The sequence below is a fragment of the Mesorhizobium sp. B264B1B genome (assembly GCF_020165765.1).
Classification (GTDB): domain Bacteria; phylum Pseudomonadota; class Alphaproteobacteria; order Rhizobiales; family Rhizobiaceae; genus Mesorhizobium.
Map to the genome: position 1 here is coordinate 145,779 of NZ_JAIUIS010000014.1, position 20,657 is coordinate 166,435.

The 20,657-nt window shown below is 58.4% G+C and carries 22 protein-coding genes and 3 pseudogenes; 12 read left to right on the forward strand and 13 right to left on the reverse strand.

Features of this window, described 5'->3' with window-relative positions:
* Nucleotides 1-35 precede the first annotated feature (35 nt).
* On the reverse strand, nucleotides 36-998 hold the full coding sequence (locus tag LB547_RS25350; protein ID WP_064993295.1) for an NUDIX hydrolase: 963 nt from the start codon (nucleotides 996-998) through the stop codon (nucleotides 36-38).
* Nucleotides 999-1,171: 173 nt separating this feature from the next.
* Here LB547_RS25350 and panB point away from each other — a divergent pair, with 173 nt between their 5' ends.
* The 4 genes from panB to LB547_RS25370 all read left to right on the forward strand — a co-directional run bounded on the left by panB (nucleotide 1,172) and on the right by LB547_RS25370 (nucleotide 4,483).
* On the forward strand, nucleotides 1,172-2,008 hold the full coding sequence (panB, locus tag LB547_RS25355; RefSeq protein WP_064993294.1) for a 3-methyl-2-oxobutanoate hydroxymethyltransferase: 837 nt from the start codon (nucleotides 1,172-1,174) through the stop codon (nucleotides 2,006-2,008).
* Nucleotides 2,005-2,868 carry a pantoate--beta-alanine ligase gene (gene panC / locus LB547_RS25360; protein WP_064993293.1) on the forward strand — a complete coding sequence of 288 codons (864 nt, stop codon included), beginning with the start codon at nucleotides 2,005-2,007 and terminating at the stop codon, nucleotides 2,866-2,868. Before panB ends, panC begins: the two co-directional genes overlap by 4 nt.
* 159 nt (nucleotides 2,869-3,027) lie before the next feature.
* A complete protein-coding gene (locus LB547_RS25365; protein ID WP_064993292.1) occupies nucleotides 3,028-3,753 on the forward strand; it encodes a LuxR family transcriptional regulator in 726 nt (241 codons plus the stop codon).
* Between the two features lie 94 nt (nucleotides 3,754-3,847).
* Nucleotides 3,848-4,483: an acyl-homoserine-lactone synthase gene (locus LB547_RS25370; RefSeq protein WP_064993291.1), complete on the forward strand. Its 636-nt coding sequence runs from the start codon at nucleotides 3,848-3,850 to the stop codon at nucleotides 4,481-4,483.
* Between the two features lie 557 nt (nucleotides 4,484-5,040).
* Here the strand turns inward: LB547_RS25370 and LB547_RS25375 are convergent.
* From LB547_RS25375 to LB547_RS25400, 6 genes and pseudogenes are all read right to left on the reverse strand, one after another.
* Nucleotides 5,041-6,264, reverse strand: coding sequence for a hypothetical protein (locus tag LB547_RS25375; protein ID WP_224655955.1), 1,224 nt, complete (start codon nucleotides 6,262-6,264; stop codon nucleotides 5,041-5,043).
* A gap of 657 nt (nucleotides 6,265-6,921) precedes the next feature.
* On the reverse strand, nucleotides 6,922-7,731 hold the full coding sequence (locus LB547_RS25380) for a galactosyl transferase (RefSeq protein ID WP_064993289.1): 810 nt from the start codon (nucleotides 7,729-7,731) through the stop codon (nucleotides 6,922-6,924).
* Nucleotides 7,728-8,740: pseudogene (locus tag LB547_RS25385) on the reverse strand (polysaccharide pyruvyl transferase family protein). Before LB547_RS25385 ends, LB547_RS25380 begins: the two are co-directional and overlap by 4 nt.
* Nucleotides 8,741-8,772: 32 nt before the next feature.
* Nucleotides 8,773-9,180: a hypothetical protein gene (locus tag LB547_RS25390; RefSeq protein ID WP_064993288.1), complete on the reverse strand. Its 408-nt coding sequence runs from the start codon at nucleotides 9,178-9,180 to the stop codon at nucleotides 8,773-8,775.
* A 411-nt stretch (nucleotides 9,181-9,591) separates the two neighbouring features.
* A pseudogene (locus LB547_RS25395) lies at nucleotides 9,592-9,782 on the reverse strand (polysaccharide pyruvyl transferase family protein); the annotation flags it as partial.
* Nucleotides 9,779-10,744 (reverse strand): annotated as a pseudogene (locus tag LB547_RS25400) (glycosyltransferase family 2 protein). The pseudogenes LB547_RS25395 and LB547_RS25400, both read right to left, overlap by 4 nt.
* A 522-nt stretch (nucleotides 10,745-11,266) precedes the next feature.
* Here LB547_RS25400 and LB547_RS25405 point away from each other — a divergent pair.
* Nucleotides 11,267-11,521, forward strand: a complete 255-nt coding sequence (locus LB547_RS25405) for a helix-turn-helix domain-containing protein (RefSeq protein ID WP_064993353.1) — start codon at nucleotides 11,267-11,269, stop codon at nucleotides 11,519-11,521.
* A gap of 209 nt (nucleotides 11,522-11,730) precedes the next feature.
* Here the strand turns inward: LB547_RS25405 and LB547_RS25410 are convergent, their stop codons facing one another.
* Nucleotides 11,731-12,120, reverse strand: a complete 390-nt coding sequence (locus LB547_RS25410; protein ID WP_064993287.1) for a hypothetical protein — start codon at nucleotides 12,118-12,120, stop codon at nucleotides 11,731-11,733.
* Nucleotides 12,121-12,572: 452 nt separating this feature from the next.
* Between LB547_RS25410 and queC the strand changes: the two genes are divergently transcribed.
* Genes queC through queE form a run of 3 tightly spaced genes read left to right on the forward strand, consistent with a single transcriptional unit; the run spans nucleotide 12,573 to nucleotide 14,358 of the window.
* Nucleotides 12,573-13,271: a 7-cyano-7-deazaguanine synthase QueC gene (queC, locus tag LB547_RS25415; protein WP_064993286.1), complete on the forward strand. Its 699-nt coding sequence runs from the start codon at nucleotides 12,573-12,575 to the stop codon at nucleotides 13,269-13,271.
* Complete coding sequence (gene queD, locus LB547_RS25420) at nucleotides 13,271-13,627, forward strand: 6-carboxytetrahydropterin synthase QueD (protein WP_013533306.1); 357 nt, start codon at nucleotides 13,271-13,273, stop codon at nucleotides 13,625-13,627. The genes queC and queD overlap by 1 nt, the downstream gene beginning before the upstream one ends.
* Nucleotides 13,624-14,358 (forward strand): 7-carboxy-7-deazaguanine synthase QueE, encoded by a 735-nt coding sequence (queE, locus tag LB547_RS25425; protein WP_064993285.1) that lies wholly within the window; start codon nucleotides 13,624-13,626, stop codon nucleotides 14,356-14,358. The genes queD and queE overlap by 4 nt, the downstream gene beginning before the upstream one ends.
* A gap of 440 nt (nucleotides 14,359-14,798) precedes the next feature.
* On the opposite strand, the gene LB547_RS25430 is transcribed toward queE, so the two are convergent.
* A complete protein-coding gene (locus tag LB547_RS25430; protein ID WP_086081356.1) occupies nucleotides 14,799-15,035 on the reverse strand; it encodes a DUF2188 domain-containing protein in 237 nt (78 codons plus the stop codon).
* Between the two features lie 246 nt (nucleotides 15,036-15,281).
* Between LB547_RS25430 and LB547_RS25435 the strand changes: the two genes are divergently transcribed.
* Complete coding sequence (locus tag LB547_RS25435) at nucleotides 15,282-15,815, forward strand: hypothetical protein (protein ID WP_064993284.1); 534 nt, start codon at nucleotides 15,282-15,284, stop codon at nucleotides 15,813-15,815.
* Nucleotides 15,816-16,338: 523 nt separating this feature from the next.
* On the opposite strand, the gene LB547_RS25440 is transcribed toward LB547_RS25435, so the two are convergent.
* Genes LB547_RS25440 through LB547_RS25450 form a run of 3 tightly spaced genes read right to left on the reverse strand, consistent with a single transcriptional unit; the run spans nucleotide 16,339 to nucleotide 17,475 of the window.
* The gene (locus LB547_RS25440) at nucleotides 16,339-16,884 is read right to left on the reverse strand and encodes a hypothetical protein (RefSeq protein WP_086081355.1); all 546 of its coding nucleotides are present in this window, start codon (nucleotides 16,882-16,884) and stop codon (nucleotides 16,339-16,341) included.
* A 22-nt stretch (nucleotides 16,885-16,906) separates the two neighbouring features.
* Nucleotides 16,907-17,152 carry a DUF2188 domain-containing protein gene (locus LB547_RS25445; protein ID WP_084015674.1) on the reverse strand — a complete coding sequence of 82 codons (246 nt, stop codon included), beginning with the start codon at nucleotides 17,150-17,152 and terminating at the stop codon, nucleotides 16,907-16,909.
* 56 nt (nucleotides 17,153-17,208) lie between these two features.
* Entirely contained in the window at nucleotides 17,209-17,475 is a 267-nt protein-coding gene (locus LB547_RS25450) for a DUF3892 domain-containing protein (RefSeq protein ID WP_064993282.1), read from the reverse strand.
* Nucleotides 17,476-17,910: 435 nt separating this feature from the next.
* Between LB547_RS25450 and LB547_RS25455 the strand changes: the two genes are divergently transcribed.
* Nucleotides 17,911-18,051: a hypothetical protein gene (locus LB547_RS25455; protein WP_181168594.1), complete on the forward strand. Its 141-nt coding sequence runs from the start codon at nucleotides 17,911-17,913 to the stop codon at nucleotides 18,049-18,051.
* A 169-nt stretch (nucleotides 18,052-18,220) separates the two neighbouring features.
* Here LB547_RS25455 and LB547_RS25460 read toward each other — a convergent pair whose 3' ends face one another.
* Complete coding sequence (locus LB547_RS25460; RefSeq protein WP_140700729.1) at nucleotides 18,221-18,457, reverse strand: hypothetical protein; 237 nt, start codon at nucleotides 18,455-18,457, stop codon at nucleotides 18,221-18,223.
* A gap of 494 nt (nucleotides 18,458-18,951) precedes the next feature.
* Between LB547_RS25460 and LB547_RS25465 the strand changes: the two genes are divergently transcribed.
* Together LB547_RS25465 and LB547_RS25470 are read left to right on the forward strand one after the other, a co-directional pair.
* Nucleotides 18,952-19,374 carry a thermonuclease family protein gene (locus LB547_RS25465; RefSeq protein ID WP_224655965.1) on the forward strand — a complete coding sequence of 141 codons (423 nt, stop codon included), beginning with the start codon at nucleotides 18,952-18,954 and terminating at the stop codon, nucleotides 19,372-19,374.
* 329 nt (nucleotides 19,375-19,703) lie between these two features.
* Nucleotides 19,704-20,657: RNA-directed DNA polymerase (locus LB547_RS25470; protein ID WP_140700728.1), on the forward strand; the 954-nt coding region annotated here is incomplete at its 3' end.

A 20,657-nucleotide genomic window follows, 5' to 3' on the forward strand; every position in this document is an offset into this window, starting at 1 on the left:
ATAAGGGGAATATGTCTACCTTGACTATAAGTATGTCAAGCCCGCGCGAGCGGCAATTTTGTCCCGGCCCCAGCCCTGTCGTCGAGGACGGCATGCCGGAACCGATAGAGCTTTGCCGGTCGCCCGCCCGTCTCGAGGGAGGTCTCGCCAGTTTCCTCGACCAACTCTTGCTGCTCAACAAGCCTGCGGAAATTCGGCTTGTTGATGAGCCTCCCGGCGAGGGCCTCCACGGTCCGCTGCAGCTGAAGCAGCGTGAAGGACGGCCTCATGAGCTCGAAAACCACCGGCCGGTATTTGATCTTGGAGCGTAGCCGCGCAATGCCCGTCGCCAGGATTCGTCGATGGTCAGCGACCATTGCCTTGCCAGATGTCACCGCAGGCGTTGCGTCCCGCCCGCGGCCAGCCTCTTCGATCAGGGCAGATTCATAGAGCAACTCATAACGCTGTAGGGTGAGTTCCTCATTCCAATTGCGGTGGTCGAAACCGAAGGCAATCGCGGCGCGCTGCAGGCGTTCGCGTCGCGTGGTGGCGTCGCTGGCGCCCTCAGCCCACTCACTCAGGCGTGGTCGTAAGATATCGAGCACCACCGGCGTGCCGGAGCGATGATCTTCCCAGGGCAAATACTCGTACCAACTGCGCCACCCACAACTAGCGGAGCCCGCTGCCTGTTCCTTGCGAGTGAGTGCGAGATAGCTGATTGAGATGGCGCGTTCCTGGGGCTCGGCACCTATGCGGTCCCGATCGGCGAAGGTGTAGAGCTGCTCGATATAGCCGAGCGGGTGGCCGGTCTGTTGCTCGACCCAACCCCTCAGACCTGATTGCAGCGATCGATGCTCCAGCGCATAGGGGCCGGACGGAAGGGTATCCGCGTTCCCGATGGTGAGAAGACAGGGATCACTGTCAGTTACGGCGACGACAACGGCGATCAGGTCCACTTTTGCTTCGTCGGCCTTGACCGCGGCTCTGCCTTTTCTGGTTCCTTTTGCCTGATGGTTCATGTTCGCGAAGGTGAGTTGTTCCCGAATTCGGGGTTATCAATCGATTGAATTTAAGCGTTGCTGCACGAACGTCAACACCGCACAGCTGGACGATCTTTTTTGCACTTCGCACTCGCACAAAAATATGCCAAACGCGACACCCGCGGGGGGTAACGCTAGGGAAGGATGCATCGTTGAGTGCAACGGGTGAGACAAAGGCGATCACACCGCCGGATATCAGCGCGCGGAAAGGCCAGGCTCCACTCGTCTGCCTGACGGCATACACCACGCCGATAGCCAGATTGGTTGATCCACACTGCGACGTCGTTCTCGTTGGCGACAGCGTTGGCATGGTATTGCACGGCCTCTCATCGACGCTGGGCGTCACTCTCGACATGATGATCATGCACGGCCAGGCGGTGCGCCGCGGTCTGGTGCGATCATTGATGGTCGTTGACCTGCCATTCGGCTCCTATGAAGAGAGCCCCGTGCAGGCCTTCGGCAACGCTGCGCGCCTGATGGCGCAGACCGGTTGTGCGGCTGTGAAGCTCGAAGGCGGTGAGAAAATGGCCGAGACCATCCGCTTCCTCTGCGCCCGCGGCATCCCTGTCATGGCGCATGTCGGTTTAACGCCTCAGGCGGTCAATACGCTCGGTGGCTACCGCGTCCAGGGGCGGGGAGAAGATGCCGAGCGCATCAGGCGCGATGCCAATGCGGTTACGGAGGCCGGCGCATTCTCCGTGGTGCTGGAGAAGGTGCCCGAACCCCTCGCAAAACGCATCACTGCGGAGATCGCCGTCCCCACCATCGGCATCGGCGCCTCACTCGCCTGCGACGGCCAGATTCTGGTGAGCGACGATATGCTCGGGCTTTTCAGCTCCTTCCGGCCGAAATTCGTCAAGCGCTACGCCGAACTTGGCGAACAGGCCGATGCAGCGATTGCGGCTTATGCCGCTGACGTCAGGAGACGGTGCTTTCCGGCGGCGGAACATCTCTACACACACGAGGCGAGGGCCGGAGACGTCACATGAGCGTGCCGATCGTTCGAAGCACTGCCGAGCTCCGCGCTGTTACCGCGCGATGGCGTCGCTCAGGCGCCAAGGTCGCCCTTGTACCGACCATGGGGGCCTTGCATGAAGGTCATCTCAGTCTCGTGCGTGCTGCGCTTCAGAAGGCCGATCGGGTAGTCGTGACGCTGTTCGTCAACCCCAAGCAATTCAACAGTGCCACCGATCTTGATGCCTATCCTCGCACGGAAAACCAAGATGCTGCAAGGCTTGCGCCGCTCGGCGTGCATTTGCTCTATCTGCCGGATGCAGAAGAGATGTATCCGCCAGGCTTCGCCACGAGCATTTCGGTGTCCGGCATCAGCGAGGGCCTGTGCGGCAGCTTTCGGCCGGGCCATTTCGACGGCGTGGCGACAGTCGTTTCCAAGCTCTTCCTGCAGACCGGCGCTGACTTGGCCTGTTTTGGCGAAAAGGACTTTCAGCAGCTTCAGCTGGTCAGGCGCATGGTCGGCGACCTGGACATTCCAATCACCATCCTGGCCTGTCCGACAATCCGCGAAGCCGACGGTCTTGCACTGTCCTCGCGCAATCTTCGGCTCTCGCCAGCACAGCGCGCCATTGCCCCAAAGTTGGCAGCGGTCTTGCTGGGGGTGGCCGATCGGCTTGCGCGCGGCGCTCCTGTCCTTCCCACTCTTGCGGAAGCGCGCGCAGCAATCCTGGCTGCCGGCTATCGCGAAGTCGAGTACCTGGAACTTCGCCGCGAGGCAGATCTGCAACCGCTGACGAGCCTTGACCAACCGGCACGCTTGCTTGTCGCGGCATGGCTAGGCGACATACGGCTTATCGACAACATAGGAATGTCACCAATTGGTGCAACAAATTAGAGGCTCGCGGCGCTGCATCGCCGCACAACAGGCTCATTGACCAGGAGCAGAGCAATGCCCGCGATTAAGCCGACCAGCTCGCAAACGTCGAATGGATCGCCAATCATTTAGACGAAGGTCTGCGCCGAGCAACGGCACGGAGGTTTATGCAAAGCGCAGATGCATCGCGTGTTTGAAAATTTCCTCGAGCAACTCTCCGAAAGCGTCGATGCTGTCGATCTGTGTGAGACAATGGCGTCTGCCGCAGCCGCGTTAGACTTTCCGCTCTTTGCCTATTTCAGTTGCCCGTCAGCTTCCGGCCGGAAGCCGCGCTTGATTTCGAATTATCCCCCATCCTGGACATCGCGCTATATGCAATTGCGCTACCACAGGCATGATCCGGTGATCCTGCGCGGGCTTCAAGGCTGGGACACCTTTGATTGGGGTGTGGATTTAGCTCGGCAACATCTCCCGGCTTCACAGCAACGGATTCTGGAAGAAGCAGCTCGATTTGGCATTCGTTCCGGGTTGACCATGTCGATACATGACCATCGCGGCCGCTTTGCTGCGCTGACCTTGGCTTCCGACCAGCCCCGTCCGCCTCTCTTGCGGTCACTGACACGGTACGAGCAAGCATTGCAGCTGGTCGCGATCAGCTTTCATATATTTGCCCGGCGCAGGCTCGCCGAAGATTGCGTGGTCAATGGCGTAATCCTGACCCCGCGAGAATTCGAATGCTTGAAATGGGCGGCGGACGGCAAGTCGGCCTGGGATATCAGCCAGATTCTCAGCGTCTCGAAACGAACCGTGACCTTCCATCTGGAAAACGCCAAGGCAAAACTTGGCGTGCGAACCATCAACCAAGCCGTAGCACGGCTGGCTTCTTCCCGACATTCGAGATCCTGATTCCTTTCTGCGGATACCTGTAAAGGTCTACAGGCTGCATGATTGTCGGCTTTGCTCTTCGATGGCGGGACCACATCCTGCACGGAGGCGACAAATGATGCAGCTAATCACACCTGAGCTCTACGATGAGTTTTCAAGCGAGCTCAAAGAAATGTACGGACTGAGGCATCGCGTTTTCAAGGAAAGGCTGGATTGGGATGTTCAGACCGAAGAGGAACTGGAAACAGACGCATATGACGGGCTGAGGCCCGTCTATCTCCTTCTCAAAGGATCCGACTGGCGCATTCGCGGTTGCGTCCGTTTTTTGCCGACGACGGGACCGACAATGTTGCGCGACACGTTTCCGATGCTGCTTGGCGAGACCGCGGCGCCAGCGAGTGCCCGCATTTGGGAGAGCAGTCGTTTCGCACTCGATCTCCCTGCATCAACGCCCAAGGCTGGAGGGCTGGCCCAAGCAACCTACGAGCTATTCGCGGGCATGATCGAATTCGGCTTGTCGAACGAACTCACTCGGATCGTGACAGTGACCGATACGCGCATGGAACGGATCCTGCGTCTTGCAACTTGGCCGTTGGCGCGCATCGGGCATCCCAAGGCGGTGGGCAACACGGAGGCGGTCGCCGGCTTTCTCGAGGTTTCGCACGCTAGCCTCATGCGCATCCGCTGGAGGGGACGTTTGAACGGACCTGTATTATGGCAGCCGGTTCTCGGCCTGTCGGCATACGCTTAAGATCTTCCCACGCTTGAAGGCGTCATCGCGCTGCCGTTGGCCAAAGGCGTTTCAGAAGCTCACATGAGGCCTCTATCGACGGTCCGGGGGGTCCATATTGCGGCGAAGGCTGGCGGCTCCAGCAAGGGAGCGGTGCGCAACAGGAAGCTGACCTCAATCACCGCCCGCGCGCTTTCCAACGGAGCTACTAAAGGAATCAGCCTTACGGCTTTGATACCTACGTGAAGCGATGCAGCGCGCCACTGCGCGATGACGAGGAGGGGGCATCGCCGGCCGGGCCGGTCAAGCGGCCCGTGAAGGTGGAAAATCTTCTGCCCAGTCCGCGAGCGGACCGAGAAGGTCCCCCACCTTCCGCACCACGCCACTTGACAGTCCCGCCCGCCGCAGTGGGGCGGGCTCTCGCCATCCCCCCGGAAAGACCGGGGAGGCTTCGCTCGAAAGGGCTTTCCCGTCGGGAAACACACACTCAGGACACAGACCATGACCGAACTCGCAAACTTCATCCCCCTCAACGAGGACGGCACCTATCTCGATGGCGTCGTGCGCTGGCGTCTGTGCTAATCGAAACCACGTTCTTCCACAGGTGCAATCTTGCTTCTGTGAAATAAAATCACCTCGTACGAGCTTCCATATTCCGTCTTCACTCCATCCAAGCCGTATCTCTGCGCCAAGGGAGCCCATGCGCCTAGTTCATCGGGGAACACTTGATTACCCTGCTCGTCCATGACCGCTAATTTCAGGGGCTCTTTCGCCTCGACAACAAAGTACTTTCCAGAACTACCTGCATAGCCGCGTGCCGTGTTTACATCGTTTTCTGAGGTCATCCAAATTGCGTCGCCCGTGTGCCCGCTTTGCCCGCGACCGCCCCACACCCCATCCCTGTTAGCGTGGTTGAACTTTGTTCCCGCCGGAAGTTCTTCCATCTTCTTCCTCTCCCAACCAACTGAGGCTGCCTGATCTATGTGGTGAACGGTTTGTCCCTTGCCCTTAGCCGAAACCTGACTACTCGGTACGAGGACGATCACGGTCGCAGCAAGGATCATCCCCTTCCAGAAAGACGGGGGATGCACTCGATGAATCGGGATGGCCGCGGTGGCGGTCTCTTTCGGTGAGGATCTCATGTAAGGATTTCCTTGTGCTCGTTTGTGAATTGTCCGCCATCGCATCCATTTCGCGATCGTCAAGTCGAATGGAGTTGCCGTCAGGTCTGATGACCCGGCGGCGGTCTTCGCTGGCGGGTATGCCATGAGCGCGGCGAAGATCAGGCCGCCGGCCAGTTGTATCCAGTCAATGCTGGCGCCTGAAATAGCGATAGCAGGTTCCTGCGGCACCGGGCTGGCGGCCGGCCAAGCCAGTCCATCCGTAAAGCTCTGAGTAGCGGCAAGTTCCTTATGCAGATCAACCCGCTTGGGCCATTCGGGGTCATGCAGGCAGGCGAAATTCACGATCGAAGAGGCCTCGGGCATTCGGAAGGCAAGTGCATGTGACAGATGACGTATCCCGAGATAATTCACGCGTGCGACAATGTCCCGATCCAGCGTGCCCGAGACGCCTGCGGCATTGACGAGGCCGTCGATGCGTTCGGGGAACTGGGTAAGCGCTGCATCAATTTCTTCGGGAGAATCCTGATCGATGCGAAAGAACGCGTCCAGCATCACGACGGGATCCTCCAGATCGACTCCAATAAGACGCACGCCTTCGCACCGGGCGAGACGGGCGACTTCGGCGCCGACCCCGGAGCAGACACCGGTTACGACAACGGTTTTACCGGCAAGCTTCAACGGCTTCTCCATCTTTTCGCAAAGGACGGCGCTCTCGAATGTCTGATCAGGTCGCGGCGTCCTTGACCGCCGACGCCGATTGGTTGAACTCCTCGATGCCGCCTCAGACTCCCGGGCGTGCCGTTGCCCGACTCGGACGTTTCGTGCCTCAGCGATTGAAGCAGCGATACGGGCCGATGCACCGCAGGTGCTGTCGCTTATGTCGGTTCGGGTACGATCGACAAAACTGATTCTATGCATGGTGTTCATCCATACCGTAGATGCAAAGCGCCCGTCGGCTTGGACGGTTCAAGCGCAAAAGCCATGCCAACTGACAGAGCGCTTCGGCCTGGCTTGCTAAGGTATGGTTTGGCGCAGCCGGTGCCACCGAGAGACCTTCGGCCCTCGATCGCGAATGCGATACCCTCCTTTGCGGATGTCAGAAGCTGGAGAATAGAGTCCCCGCCTAATGGCCGCTCATGCTGAAGCGGTGGCCAAGATTCTCCTGAATTGCCCCTGACCGATAGTGAGTCGATTCCCTTACCTGGGCTGACAATGGGTTACGCAATTCAGGCCAGGCAACCAATCAGGCATGTCGAACTCGCGCGTTAAGGCCGTAGAGCGCAGCCGCAAACGCCAATATTGCTCAAGCCCTGCTACAACTTTGCAGCCGCCCGTCTATTCCGGTCGTCCGAAGAACTCTTTCCTGTGGCGAGCTGACAACAGACGCAACCCGGCGAGATTTCTCGCGACACGGAAGGGGCGCTTCAGAGCGCTTCTGCTTACGAAATACATCTGCATGAGGCTCGGAGTCTTATTGTGCGACCCCTGGTGTGCAACACGGTACACAGCGGCCCGGAACGGGAGGCAATTCAAGGGAGTTCCGCGCTTGGCCAGAGCTGGTGCTATACGGACGTGGCTGCCAAGCGTATCTTTGATCCATTCGATGGGGGCATCTTCGATTTTTGCCGGCAGCCCGTACAGATCCGAACGAATGATCAGCGATGTTCCGCAATAGTGACTGAACTGGTCACGACAGAGCAGAACATTGCCGCCATCGTCCCAGCGATACCCCTTGTCAATCCTCCAGCCGTTTTCGTTCGGATGCTTAGAAGCATACTGCACGATACGAGAGCTTACCAAATCGTCGTCGTCAACGATCATGAAGAAGCGGCTGCCAGCGGCATTGAGCATGCCGGCAAGAACACGGCGGCCTTTGTCGGCGCGGAATGAATCCAGAAAGTCGTTCTCAGTTGCATCGCCTCGCTCATGAATGTCGTTCGGTGGAAAGCTCACCCGGACCACCGAGAACTTATCGGGCATGACAGGAAGATCGGCCCCGTCATTGGCAACCACTATGCCTCGCCAATCGGGGTTGGTTTGATTGGCAATGGATGTGACGGTTTGGGCGAGGTTCCTCTTCAGGAGGCCCCAATCACGCGCGTTATCCTGATGCCTGACAGGAACAATGAACGTTACGGCAGTCATGACAGTCTCCAGTCTTTGACTGTGCCAACCGCCTGTTCTCTTGCCCATCTAATGCCGTCGTCATTCGACATTGCCTTGTAGGATAGATCGGTACCCCCTGAAAAAGCGTTCATGAACCGGCGAATTTTTCCGTAGTTGTTGTCCAGCACCGCGTGGGGGCGCCCTATGAGAATCGAACAGATGTGCACATGCAGGCGATCCGTAAGGATGGCCTTGCCACGGGAAATCTGCCGGATGCCGCGTCGAAAGCGGTTGTTGGCCGCGGCATTCAGTTTGCGCAACCGCACTTCTGAGGGGCTGAGGTGCAGCAACGCAGATGCCGCACCGAGCGCTTTTGCAACGCCCACCCTCGAGTGGCGCTCGGTGATCCAGTCCTCCCTTGGGATATGGGGATAGACAGAGAAATCGACCGCTCCGACCTGCTCCTTGTCCTGGCGAAGCATCGCGAGCACCGGGAAGCGGGGCGCATCAGGCTGCACACTGCCGATGCAAAAAGCCATGTCGGGGCAGAGATGCACCTGGCAATCGAACTTTTCCCGGGCGAACAGAAGGGATTCCTCGTCGCGCACCAGCAGCACGAAGTTCTTATGTCGGCCAATGGCGCGTCTGCTTTGCTCAAGCCGTTCCGGAGAGCTGTAATGGATCGATTGCGGAAACTGGACGATCTGCCGGTCGGGAAACAACTCCAGTATATGTTCCCGGAAGTCCTGGTGAGATACCCATAAGTCGCCGAAATTGCCGCCCCCATGGATAAATATGGGCCCACTCGGAGCCGTCCCCTTGAGTTCATCATGGGAAAAATCGTCCGTCGTGCAGACATAGGAAGGCCGCTTTGCGTAACGATCCTTCAAATAGGCAATCCCAGCCATATTGCCGAGTCGCCACAGTTCTTGATGTCGGGAAAATCCAGTATCGCTATCGGCTCATCGGGCCTGACGAACATCTTTAGGCAATCATGCGTTATGTCCTGCAGCGCAGCAATCAGTTCTAGTTCCTGAGCACCTGGCATCGTACCTCTCTTTTGAATTGACGAGCTGGAGATCACGCGTGGCTGACTTTGGACAGCACCTTGAAAGCGAGCTTTCTCACTTCGGTTTCCGGCCCATCCGGACGGCCCATAACGATCCAGAGAAAGAGACTGAAACCGCAATAGAGAGTTCCGCCGAGGCAGATGAGGACGGCGAGTTGGAGAACCAAGCCGGTCTGCGTGGTCTGAGCGCCAATGCAATGATCGGCGAGCGTTACACCTGCGGCCAGAACGGCCGAGCTGGCGAGCGCCCTGAAATTCGCCAACAACTGCGCCCTGACCGAGACATTGATGAGCCGCTCCACCACCACCATGTTGACGACAGCGCTGAACAGACCGGTGAGCACCCGGCTGAATATCAGCCCCGGAAGCCCCCAGCACCCCAAACCGATCGAAATCACCGGTATGCGGACAAGAAGCATCTGTGTATCACGCACGAACAGGGTCCGGGTCTGCCCCAGGCTGCAGCCCCATTCTGTCGGTGTCCTCTATGCCCAACTGCTCGGCACCGCGCCTGTCTCGCCATGGATGCGATCAAAGCTTCCTCGCGCTAGAACGGCGTGACTTGCGTGGGACCCGCCAACGCACCTCTCGCCAAGTCTCAGCACCACGGAGTTCCGGAATTTCCGGCCCGAGTCGCTGCTCGCGGACTTTGTCATCGCGTGTCTTCAATCGCGCGACCTCGTCTGGCCGCGAGCAGCACGCCACGCTGATTTTCGACATTTGCTGGAGCGTCCCGTTGCTTAAAGATAATCTTTGCGGATTCCGTTCAGCACCTCACCAAAGCGACTTTTCAAGCCGTCGAGCGAGCCATCGGGACTAAGCTGCGGTTCCCCGCGGCTGCTTCCCACAACCAGCTTGTGCACACCGCGCGGAAGCAGGCCCGAATTCAGGACCGTGCCGACGCCCACGAGCATTGTTTGTTGGTGCACCTCCCGGAATCCAGGCAACAGAAAGTCCCATAGCCAGAGATTGAGGTCGTCACCAAATTGCCGTGGCTCGATTCCCAATGATATGGAGTCATTTCGCCTCCGCAAACTTAGCTGTCCCGAGTTCCCTCAGTGTCAGCAGCAACTCAGGGTCACGCCACGCCCAACGCGCGAGCAGGCCGACGTTTGGCACTTTGCCGCGACGAAGAAGTCCGGCCTGGCTCCAAAGCGCCTGGCGACGCGCTCTGCCCTTGGAGGGTGGCGATTGACTCAACTTCCTCTGGCCGTCAGGCAAAGCAAGCTTCGAGCGCGTCGAGCGCTGCCCAGGTGTTGAATTGCTGCTGCAGGAAGCGGCGCGATGTGCGGTCGATGCGGTGAAAGATATTGACGCCCAAGCCGCGCACGACGCCCGGATCACCGCAGAGCAGGCTGCGCCGAGAGGCGAGGATTGTATCGCAGAAGAAAAGCACGTCCTCTGCGGCGCGCCGAAGAGTGGCGTCGAAACGGATTTTTTTGAAGATGGTACGGCCGATCACCATTCCAGAAAGATGGAGAAAGCTCCAGTCCTTCAGCATTGCGCTTGCAAGGTCAGGAACTTCGATGACAAGCGGCTGCTCCCCCAATCGAATCACCCGTCCGCCCCTGCAAGTTCGGATATTGCGAGGTGGTAATAGAACTCTTCGCTCGCTTGAATTGAGGCCCAGTAACAGTCCCCTCCGAAGCACAACATGCTCTCAAAAGCGTTGTGCAGATGATGTGGCAGCCAGGTGTCGTCTGAATCGAGGAAAGCGACGAGACGCGTCGAAGGCGAAACGTTCTCAAGCCCGGTGTTGCGAGCGCCACCAGGGCCGGCGTTGGCCTGCCTTATGACCGTGATGCGCGACCTCTGATCGGCGTCAAGCGCTTCCAGCTCGACCTCAGCCGGAAGAGGGGACTCATCGTCGATAACCAGAACCTCAAAGCCCGTATAAGTCTGCTCAAATACGCTCTGTAGCGAACGGCGAAGAATCCCCGCTTTTTTCTGATAAAAAGGGATGACGATTGTGAAAGAGGCCAATTCTCATCCATGCCTTCGGGAGGTCTGTGCGAGGCCCGAGTAACGCATTCGGCAATGGTTGGCCAAAGTGATTGTATGGATGATGATCATCCATGGCGTGGATAGGCCGTCTGCGGCGAGCGTGGCGTCATCTATGGCACCAATCAGCTCGGGTCTCGGGCGCACTCTCGTTTGCCCGTTCCCGTTGGCCCGGGGCGGCTGCTTCGACATGGCTAGCAGGCCAGCAGGAACACCGAATCCAGGGTTGAGCAAGCCGAACTACTGCCCCGGAACGTCGGCGGTGATCAGCCCCACTGGGTGGCGCGGGCATGGTCGGCGCAGTCGATCAGACCATGTTGCGGCGGTCAGTTTGTTACGACTTGATCGGACCCGGTTGAGCCACCATATACCGCCTCCGGCCGCTGGTCTTAGGTGCCTCATGCACCAGACCTCCAGGCTGAATTGAGTCAATTCATTTGACTGTCCGGGTCCAGAGGAACTCTCCCGAGGTGCCGGGCATCTTTGCTCTTCTTCGAGGTGTTTATGAAAGATTCACGCATTCCCGAGCCGGTGTTGACGGCCATGTCGGCGGGGACCCACATCACCCGTGCTTATCGTGAGCACCTTGGATATTCCGTCGAGGACCTGGCAGTGGCGTGCGGGCTTGCCGCTGAGGAAATCCTGAACATTGAGTCCGGTCTGAGATACAACAAGGGTTATAGGGACCGGATCGCAAAATCGCTGTCCCTACCCGCCGGAATTCTTGAGACGGAGGCGGACATATTGGACGCTGCCTGATCGGTGGAAGGCCGGTTTCCCGTTGGTTGCCGGGAAACAGGTCTCTCGTTTTCGCATTGTTGGAACCCAGCGTTTGCGCCACAGGTCCGTTTGCCCAGGATATCACCAACGCGAGCAGCAGGTGCCATACGCGCCCGGAGAGCCTAGCTCGGGCGCCGCTCGCGGCGCGTTCGGGGGGAATGCAGGATCACACATGCATTCCAGTCACGCTAACTGCCAAGCAGATGACCGGCATTTCGTAGGGCGGCGAGGAAGGGGCCGGCATGGACGGTGATATCGATCTTTGCCTGCGTTGAGAGGGGCATGCTTGTCCAGTTCTCCAAAGGCGCCATCAGATCTGAGAACGTGTCATTCACCATGCAATAGTGGGTAAGAAGGCCCTGCCTGTCCAACGCGACCACGCCAGTTTGTTCGCCTCGATACCGGATTGCCGCGATTCGCTGCACCTGCGGGTCATCGTCGACCCGCACGTCGAAAACCAATGTACCCTGGCTCCTCGCGGCTATCTCCGCGGCTCTTTCGCTGAAACTTGATGAGAGAGAGCGGACGCTTTCGACCGCCATCTGGAAAATCGCCCAATCCAGTTCCTGCGAGGCCATGTCGGCAATTGCGCGTAGTAGAGGGGTGATTGCAACGACGCATGCGGCTTGTTCACAGATGTCGGCTGACGACCGATCCTAACCGGGGTTCTGCCGCCCATCGTGCTGTCCGATTCGGACTGATGCTGAAGCGAGGGGGCACGCCCACTGAACTACCTCTCGGCACCACGCTCACTCCCTTGCTCTTGTTAGGCAGCGCGTGGCCTCCGCAGCCTCCGCTCTCCCACGAGTACGGGAATTCTTCCCAAGCCATATCGCGAGGCTTCGCATTTGTGATTCTAAGCGTATGCCCGGGTTTGAACATTGACCTAAGGAGGCTGCGCGGTGTCGCGACCCAGCCGCACCCTCGGCGAGTCAGCGCCACAGGGTTCACAAAGTTGACTGGCTGGGCTAGGGGGAGCGCAGAGAAATCTCCGGTCGCAGCCTTACCCGGTCAAAACAAGGATACCACGATGAAGACTCTCGTCATCTGCTCCGGCGGATTGGACTCCGTTTCCCTTGCCCACAAAGTGGCAGCGGAGCACGAACTTGTCGGGCTGCTGTCCTTCGACTACGGCCAGCGGCACAGCAAAGAACTGAAATTCGCCGCGATGTGCGCGCAGCGATTGGACATTGCGCATCAGATCATCGACATCCGCCAAATCGGCCGCGGCCTTTGCGGCTCCGCGCTCACCGATGGTGTCGACGTGCCGGACGGCCACTACGCCGAAGACACCATGAAGATCACGGTGGTGCCGAACCGAAACGCCATCATGCTGGCCATCGCCTTCGGACTCGCCGCCGCGCAGCAGCTCGAAGCAGTGGGGATGGCCGCTCACGGCGGAGACCATTTCATCTATCCAGACTGCCGTCCGGCCTTCATCGAGGCTTTCCAGACGATGCAGAACCGAGCGCTCGACGGAGACGCGCAGATCCGTCTTTATACGCCTTATGTGAACCTCACCAAGGCGGACATCGTCGGCGATGGAGCAAGGCACGGGACCCCATTTGCGCAGACCTGGTCCTGCTACAAGGGCGGCGAACGTCACTGCGGACGGTGCGGGACCTGCGTCGAGCGGCGCGAAGCGTTTCATCTGGCGCAGCACGCCGACCCGACCGACTATGAGGACACCGATTTCTGGCTTGAGGCGCTGCGGAGGCGGAGCGCCTGATGTTCCGCATTACCAAGGAATTCCACTTCTCGGCCTCGCATCAGCTCACCTCCTTGCCACCCGAGCACCAGTGCGCGCGACTGCACGGGCATAACTACATCGTCGTAGTGGAGCTCTCGGCCAAGGAGCTGAACTCGCACGGCTTTGTGCGCGACTATCACGATCTGGCGCCGCTCAAACACTATATCGACGAGAGCTTGGACCACCGGCACCTCAACGACGCGCTCGCGCATGAGCAGGTCACAGCGGAATACCTGGCCAGGCATTTCTATGAATGGTGCAAGGCACGGCTGCCGGAAACCGCCGCCGTGAGGGTGAGCGAAACCCCTAAAACCTGGGCGGAGTACCGGCCGTGACCGACACGCGGCCCGCAATCCGGGTCAGCGAGATATTCGGGCCGACGATCCAGGGCGAGGGCGTGCTCATCGGTTTGCCGACCGTCTTCATCAGAACCGGCGGGTGTGACTACCGCTGTTCCTGGTGCGACAGCCTCCATGCGGTTGACAACCAATTCCGCGATGAATGGAAGATGATGCCAGTGGACGCGGTGTGGCAAAACGTGGTTGCGCTTTCCGGCGCCCGGCCAGTTATGGTGTCCCTGTCGGGCGGCAACCCCGCCATTCAGCCCTTCGGCGGCCTGATCGAGCGGGGCCATGCTGAAGGTTACCGCTTCGCGCTGGAAACCCAAGCTTCGGTGGCCAAGGACTGGTTTGCCGAGCTTGACGTACTGGTCCTCAGCCCAAAGCCGCCGTCGAGCGAAATGAGGACCGATTGGGTTGCATTCGAGGCTTGCATCGAAGCGGCGCGGGAGAAGCCGCAAGTCGTGCTCAAGCTCGTCGTTTTCGACGAGAGTGACTACGCCTTCGCCAAAGACGCCGCCGCCCGATTTCCACGTCTCCCGGTCTATCTGCAACCCGGCAATCACACGCCACCGCGCCGTGGCGAGGAAGACGCAGCTGTCGACCTTGCCGGAATCATGAGGCGCATGGAGTGGCTGATCGAAAAGGTGACGCGAGACAGATGGTTCGAAGCCCGCGTATTGCCGCAGCTGCATGTTCTGCTCTGGGGTAACAAGAGGGCCGTCTAGGTCTCGCTCGCCGGTGTGGGAACTGCACCAATCTTATCCTCGGCCAGAATCTGGCGCCGTCAGCGCCGGACGGAACTAGAGCCCGTGCGCCTGTCGCGCCGCTGCTATGGCTTGGGTAAGCCCCCTCACGCCGACGTCAGCACCTTCTGGACCGCAGAAGGTGAACACCGGGCCTCTTTGGCTGCCTCACAGACCGTCCCTCGGCCTTCAGGGCCTTGATCAGGTCATGGTCTAGCGTCACCGGCCTGCCGGTCTTCCACGGCTCGCTTCAGCTATTTGACCGGGCCGCCTTGTGAGGCTGACGCGGCGCCAATCTTTACGGGCCTCTACGATGCGGCAGGCAACAAGGTCTACCGCTTAGTTGAGCGTCGGCCAGTTGGCTTTGTTTGGCGCACCCAGAGGTTGACCACTTTGTGCTACGCAAGCTCTGACGCCGCAACTTAACCTTTGGTTTTTCGTGGGTCTGCACCGTAGGTGCGTTCCTCGCGAATTGTTCCCTTTGCCTTGTGCAAAACCGCTTGGGCGAGGCCGCCAGCCTTATGAACAGCGCGACCTGCGGCCGTTGCGGCGGCCTCAGATGCTTTCTGGGTCTTGTGATCGGATACGGTGTTTCCGCCTTGCGTCACCTTCCAACCGCTCTTTGACGGCGACGAGTGAAATACAGTTCGTTTTGCCATTCGCATACTCCCATAGATGAACCGGCAAGCGCCGGAGTTTCGCGTGCGTAAACGTACGCACGCCAGAGCCGACTGCGGTGGAGTTATTTGTGGAAGACTAGTGTAAGAGGTTACTTCTTAGGTGGCTTGGGCGGTGGCGGCGGCGCAGGCTTGGGTGGCGGTGGCGGAGAAGGTCTGGGGGCCTCGTGCCTAACACCTTTGCGTTCTCCCGGCGGTTTCTCAGGTTGAAATTCGAAAGATGGAATCATGGCTTCCTCACTTAGTTCTCGCCTCGAAAAGGCAGACAACGATACGCTAAAGGAAATCTTGCGGGAAGCTGAGAGCCGACTTGATGCACAACTAACAATGGCTTTGGCAGCAGATTTGAGGGCGATGACGTTGCTCGGTTTCATGGTTGCGGTTGTCGCCGTAGTCGTCGCTGGCACGCTTGCTATCTATAAGTCCGAACACGTCGACATCTTCTTTGGTGCCGTTGGACTATTTGCGACGTTTGGGATGTCGGTTTCATCCTTTTACGCTTTTGAGGCGGCCAAGCCGATAGACTTTGATGCTGTGGGCAATTATCCCTCCGGCTGGGCATCTGATGCAGAAAGTGGGAAGCCGCTCCACATCGCCCTAGCTGAAGTCTGCGCCCATTACGATGAGATGCTGAAATCCAACAAGGCTGCCATGAAGAGCAGTAGCGAACACTTGCTGTGGTCCTCGCAAGTCGCACTAGGAACGATGTTTGTGTCCGCCTTTTTGGTGGCATGTCGTATCTTGCACCTGTTTCCCTACTGAAGGAGGGGAGGGCTGGGTACGATCTTGATGAACTAGATGCGACGAGAAGCGCGCAAGACCTAATCCGAAAGTTATGTTTGGAAAGGTAGGATCTGGCCCACGGTGTAGGGTGGTCGGATATCTAGGGCCGATGGTCCTAAGGACCGGTGGTGGCTGCAAAAAGCGTTGAGCAATTGCGGCTTTCCGGGACGCTTGCCAAGAATCCGGATACGTCAATCACTTCGAGCCGCCCGACGATCGGCCGATCGGTGAGCCATACGAATGGCTGTCGGCGCCAGGGCAAGCGGCCTGGAAAGAGATGGCGCCGACTTTGCTGCGGTATTGCCGCCGCGGGATTGTCGGTCTTACCGCGCTACTAGTTGGGAAAATGCGCAGCGGAGATCTGGGTGTTGCGGGCCTGAGAGCGCTCAACCAATGCCTGGGCTCACTTGGAGCCACGCCGGCGTCGTTCCCAAAGGTAGGTTGGGCGCCGCCTTCGGATGACCACGACGATTCTGCAGCCGAGTACTTTCGATAGGCGCGTTCAAGGGAGAATGTTCGGCGGCTCAACGTCAACGCAGCCATAGGCGCGGTCCGTCGCCAAGCCGCCTTCCTGCCTATATTCTGCCTTGAAGCAAAAGCGAAATGACTTCGGCTTCACGTCAGTTCTCCACCCACATCTAAAGGGTATGACCAGTTCATGCGGCACAGCGTTCATCCCGCATCCCTTCACACGGTGCGGGATTGCAAATTTCTTTGTTCGCCCGCCTTGTTTGACTGCCTCGATGATAGACCCAATCACACCGGTCAGGTCGTCATGATCGGTAAACACGATTACATCGTCCGGGTATTGAAACGACAACTCATGGACAAGCAACGCTCGTCTGTTGTGGTTCAGAATCTCGAATTTTAGGCTAGCCTGCCGTGAATACTCAACATACTCAGCCTGGTAGACGCCAAACGTAGGATTCACCTCACCAAGCACGGCGTCAGCTTGCCGTTTGGCTTGTGCGGCCGACAGCCATGCTAGCAGGGCGGAGATCAAAGAAACAGCGACCGCGACAGCGGCAATCCAATCAGAAGTCACCATGCCGAGGGCTTTCTCTATGCGGCTAACCGGGCGTTTTCTTAGGGTCGCGATCGCGGGGGAACGTTCTCTCCTCTTCATATCCGCCGCGCTTTTTCTCAATCCGGACAGAGCCGCCATCTTTCCCAATCGCGCTGGATAGAACGCCGCCAGCGGTGGCATCCGCTTTAGTTTCGAACCGCTTAGTAGCGCGGTCGGCACCATCTTTATGCAGTTTCCAGTCCTGTTTTTTCTTGTCAAACGACAGAGTGTATGTCGGCAGTTTGGTCATAGGATAATCTCCGAGAAGAAAGTGATGGCGGGCCGAAACCCGCCATCGTTAGAGCGTTACGGACACTCAGGAAGCGCCAGCAAATTATCGTTCCACTGGCCATCCGCGTGAGTGCGGACGTATTTCTCGTTGGGGCCATTGACCACAGCGACGTTGGCGCGCTTTCCGCCTACCGATGTGTAGAAAGTATGCGTGCCCGCTTCGATCCATTGGATCACTTGTGATCTCGACCATTTCCCGGTGGAGTTGCCGAGGTTTGTAATAGCCTCGTGCTTGTTCTCACGTGGGACTTTGTTGATGCAAGTTACCTGCACGTCTGCCATTGCAATTGCTCCTTTCGAGCGCTTTGCGGAGCAATTGGGAATGGCAGGGCTTGGGAGGATGTCTGACCATTACGTAGCTCCTGTGGCTTGTCAAAAACGCCTCAGGACGCTAGTTACCGACCTGCTATGGAGCGGACACGCGGTCTTGTTCGTCCACTCGGCACCACAAGACCGTGAGTACGCAACAGACAGAGGCAGACGGCGAATCACCGTCTGCCTCTTTTTTATGCAAAAATGGCATTCCAGTAAATGGCCAGTAACGTTTTGTTAACAATATAGTGACGCTGAGATAGTCAGCTTTGCTGTCGTATCGTCACTACCTCGTGGTCCGCCCAATCCTTTGAACGCGGCGCGCCATCATTTCCTTTTTACAGCAATCCGCAGATGTCAAAATACCCACCGCGCCCGGCGCGATCGACCGCCATGGAGTAAGCAATGGCTGCAAGTAGCGACGACCTGCTAATTAGCATTTCGACCGACCTCTCTACGCTGCAGGCGCGCATCAACGACATGGTCGGTATCGGTGCGAAGGGCCAGCAAGGAGCGGAACGGCGTCCTAGCGGACCAGGGGCGTGAGCTTGAGGCTCTGCGAACGAAATACAGCCCGCTGTTTGCCGCCCAGCAAACATACTTGGGAGTCTCAAAAACATTAAGATGGCGCAGGCGATCGGCGCAATTAGCGCGGATGAGTCCGCAGCTGCCATCGCGCGCGAGAAGGCTTCCTTTGCTGCGAACGTTGTTGCCATCAATACCGTGGCGAGCGCTCACCAAGCGCAATGCGCTCTCCCTTAACGCGTCCGCTGACAACTATCTCTTCTTGCATGCCGAGCTTGGCGTAGCGTTCGCCTTTAACGGTGGGACGGAACCATCGCTCCCGTGGATCGGCCCGTTCTCGGTCGCCAATGCCGTCGCAACCGGCGGCGTCAGCAGCATCGTGCAGGGGCGTTACGGTGCACAATACCAATCCGGCAATTCCGATCATCAAGCAACAGCCGTTCTTCTAGGCCTCCTTGGGCCATGCGCACATGATTTCGGTCCTCTCCCGCGTCCCACATCGGACTTGTATGCTGCACCGGCCGCCCAGTATTGTTGCGAAGGGGCGGGGCCACCGAAATGGAGCCTGAGGACGATCTGAAATCCCGTATCGAGGCTGCATTGGTTCGCGGCCACCTTAGCCAATGGCAGCGCCAGTTCCTCCTCGATATGCGTGACCGATTGGTGAAATACGGCCCGCGCACGCGGTTGAGCGCGAAGCAGTGGGCGAAGCTCTATGAGGCGATAGGACCCGCACATCCAGGCACCTACAAGCCCCCATCGCCGCGTTGGCGACCGCGCCGTTGGCGCAACCCACTCGTTCGGGAGGTTCGATACTTGGCAGGCAGGTTCGTCAGAACCTTTGGGATCGCTCTCGCATTGGTCGTCGGGTCCCTGATCTATTCGTTCGTTGTCAAGGGCGGCCAAATCACTTGGCCAAGCATGCCCTCCTTCGCGAGGTCAGACGCAGCAGGCTACAGGGTGCCACTTGCCAGAACCCAGTTCACCGTAACGGACGGAGATACCATTCGGCTCAACAGTTCCGCGAAGGGGACCCGGCTGGTTGGCTTCAACGCACCCGAAAGCATCGAGCCAAGGTGCGACTCTGAGGGAAACCTCGGGCGTCGAGCGAAGGCACGCCTCAAAGAGTTGGTTGCTGCGGCGAAGCTTGAGCTGAAGATGGTTCCATGTTCCTGCCCGGCAGGCACTGAGGGCACCGACAGGTGCAACTACGGGCGAAGTTGCGGCTCACTCTTTGCCGATGGCCAAGATGTGGGCGACATATTGGTGTCAGAGGGGCTGGCCGTCCCGTTCGCCTGCGGCTCTACAAGCTGTCCGCCAACGCCCCGCCCTTGGTGCGGATAGGATAAGACGCCTTCTCGCACAATGGTGTCCCAGCTCTGGCCCTTCCGCAGCATGTCCATGATCGCCTCGCTACGCTCGGCGTCTTCGGGACGGACCTTCATGTGACCCTCGGCCTTTGCCTTGGCGATCCCCTTGAGCCTGCCTGCGCGTCGGTCGTCATAGTACTTGCGGACAATGGCCGCGAGCATGTCGACCAGCATCCCGTTGATGGCGTCGAACATGGGTCCGGTGAAGGCGTCCTCGGTCTTCAGCATCATGTGCGAGGTCGGCAAGTCCAGCGCACCTTTGGAAACCCATCATTTGGCGTTGGCAATTTTTAGGAAACCCATGTGAATTACCCTGATCTTCCGTATCGTGGGCTCGGGGAGCGTATTTTTGGACAAGCTTCAAGTCATGCTATCGAAGGGCTACTTTCCAAAAGAGCTGCCGCCCCCTTTATAACCGAGGATTTCGGCGAGTATGCGCGGGAATTGTTGGCGATATGGGCCGCGAGCGGCCCGCTGAAGCCCAGCCATGCAAAGCATCAGAAATTTTGGGAGATAAGCGAGACTGAACCCGAACTCTACTCGACGCCAAAAGCGAAGAACGAGCGTCGACAACTGCACATTACAAACCCAGTGCCCCAGCTTCTGCTCGCTTCGGTTATGACAAGGAACTGGGCGACTATATCTCGCTGGCTGGACCGGCAGCGATTTAGCTTCTCCAGAACCATGATCTCATCCAAATCGTACAGGGCGATTGAGGAGCCCGACTTCAAGAGCAACGCGGTGCACAAACAACTCATTCGAGCTACCTACGATGTAGAGGTCAAATCAGACGTTCTTCGCTTCTATCCATCCATATACACCCACTCGGTGCTTTGGGCGGCCTATGGTAAGGAACGGGTCAAGAAAAACCGCAAGAAGTATAACGACAGCTTGGGTGATCGAATCGACGTACTTCTCCGTAAATGTAATCGAGGTCAGTCCGTGGGCATCCCGATAGGGCCCGATACATCCCGTATAGTCGCGGATATTCTCTCAGGCTACATCGACAGCAGACCGATGCTGAGGACCGGTCTTCAGCGCGGCGCAGCCGATCGCCTGCAGGATGATTGGGTAATAGGAACTGAAACTGTTGGTGATGCAGAACGACTGCTTTCTGCGTTACGGACGACCTACCTTGAGGTAGGTTTAGAAATTCACGGAGGAAAGACATCAGTTATCGGTAAGACCGTATGTCCGCTTCTGCCGGTGAGGTGGCTCACCCTACACTGCGCGTCCGAGGGTTGCTCGGGCGGTCCG

Bases quoted from the DNA above. Each gene is read 5' to 3' on its own strand.
- LB547_RS25350 (WP_064993295.1), bottom strand. From the start codon at position 998: ATGAACCATCAGGCAAAAGGAACCAGAAAAGGCAGAGCCGCGGTCAAG.
- panC (WP_064993293.1), top strand. From the start codon at position 2,005: ATGAGCGTGCCGATCGTTCGAAGCACTGCCGAGCTCCGCGCTGTTACC.
- LB547_RS25365 (WP_064993292.1), top strand. From the start codon at position 3,028: ATGCATCGCGTGTTTGAAAATTTCCTCGAGCAACTCTCCGAAAGCGTC.
- LB547_RS25370 (WP_064993291.1), top strand. From the start codon at position 3,848: ATGATGCAGCTAATCACACCTGAGCTCTACGATGAGTTTTCAAGCGAG.
- LB547_RS25380 (WP_064993289.1), bottom strand. From the start codon at position 7,731: ATGACTGCCGTAACGTTCATTGTTCCTGTCAGGCATCAGGATAACGCG.
- LB547_RS25390 (WP_064993288.1), bottom strand. From the start codon at position 9,180: ATGCTTCTTGTCCGCATACCGGTGATTTCGATCGGTTTGGGGTGCTGG.
- LB547_RS25405 (WP_064993353.1), top strand. From the start codon at position 11,267: ATGAAAGATTCACGCATTCCCGAGCCGGTGTTGACGGCCATGTCGGCG.
- LB547_RS25410 (WP_064993287.1), bottom strand. From the start codon at position 12,120: ATGGCCTCGCAGGAACTGGATTGGGCGATTTTCCAGATGGCGGTCGAA.
- queC (WP_064993286.1), top strand. From the start codon at position 12,573: ATGAAGACTCTCGTCATCTGCTCCGGCGGATTGGACTCCGTTTCCCTT.
- queD (WP_013533306.1), top strand. From the start codon at position 13,271: ATGTTCCGCATTACCAAGGAATTCCACTTCTCGGCCTCGCATCAGCTC.
- LB547_RS25430 (WP_086081356.1), bottom strand. From the start codon at position 15,035: ATGGCAAAACGAACTGTATTTCACTCGTCGCCGTCAAAGAGCGGTTGG.
- LB547_RS25435 (WP_064993284.1), top strand. From the start codon at position 15,282: ATGGCTTCCTCACTTAGTTCTCGCCTCGAAAAGGCAGACAACGATACG.
- LB547_RS25440 (WP_086081355.1), bottom strand. From the start codon at position 16,884: ATGGTGACTTCTGATTGGATTGCCGCTGTCGCGGTCGCTGTTTCTTTG.
- LB547_RS25445 (WP_084015674.1), bottom strand. From the start codon at position 17,152: ATGACCAAACTGCCGACATACACTCTGTCGTTTGACAAGAAAAAACAG.
- LB547_RS25450 (WP_064993282.1), bottom strand. From the start codon at position 17,475: ATGGCAGACGTGCAGGTAACTTGCATCAACAAAGTCCCACGTGAGAAC.
- LB547_RS25455 (WP_181168594.1), top strand. From the start codon at position 17,911: ATGGCTGCAAGTAGCGACGACCTGCTAATTAGCATTTCGACCGACCTC.
- LB547_RS25460 (WP_140700729.1), bottom strand. From the start codon at position 18,457: ATGATCGGAATTGCCGGATTGGTATTGTGCACCGTAACGCCCCTGCAC.
- LB547_RS25465 (WP_224655965.1), top strand. From the start codon at position 18,952: ATGCCCTCCTTCGCGAGGTCAGACGCAGCAGGCTACAGGGTGCCACTT.